Source organism: Agrobacterium sp. 10T429 (genome assembly GCF_056393925.1).
Map to the genome: position 1 here is coordinate 1 of NZ_JBFTGV010000038.1, position 492 is coordinate 492.

Sequence of the window (492 nt, forward strand, 5' to 3'; positions counted from 1 at the left end):
CATCACCAGCGCCAGGCTGATCCCCAGCCGTCGGGCCTTCTCGCGCATGGCCTCGGGCAGCTTGTTGGTCAGGATGGAGATGAAGATGAGGTTGTCGATGCCGAGCACGACCTCCATGGCCACGAGCGTGGCCAGTGCGGCCCAGGCGGCCGGGTCGCGCGCCAGCGCGAGTAGCGATTCCATGCGAACTCCTTGGTTGGGGTGGGCTGGGGCAGGGCTACCCGAAAGCGGACTACCAGGATCATGGTAGCGCACGCCGGCGGTGCAGGGGACATCAGATAGGGCGAGATTGAGGTTGTGAAACGCCAAGACTGGAATATAGTATGTGATATATCAAAATAATACCGGTCATCACAACCATCGAGGAGACAACCCATGAAGATCTGTATCTATGGGGCAGGGGCAATTGGCGGCTACATGGGCGCGCAGTTGGCGCTCGCGGGCGCCGACGTGAGTTTTATCGCACGCGGGCCGCATCTGGCGGCCATGCAG

Annotated in this window: 2 protein-coding genes; one reads left to right on the top strand and one right to left on the bottom strand. The window is 61.4% G+C overall.

Going from position 1 to position 492, the window contains the following annotated elements:
• Nucleotides 1-183, bottom strand: a 183-nt coding sequence (locus AC1DCP_RS26380) for a TerC family protein (protein WP_476774868.1), incomplete at its 3' end; no start/stop codon positions are given.
• A 192-nt stretch (nt 184-375) separates the two neighbouring features.
• Here AC1DCP_RS26380 and AC1DCP_RS26385 point away from each other — a divergent pair.
• Nucleotides 376-492 (top strand): ketopantoate reductase family protein (locus tag AC1DCP_RS26385; RefSeq protein WP_476774869.1); only part of this gene is annotated, 117 nt, incomplete at its 3' end.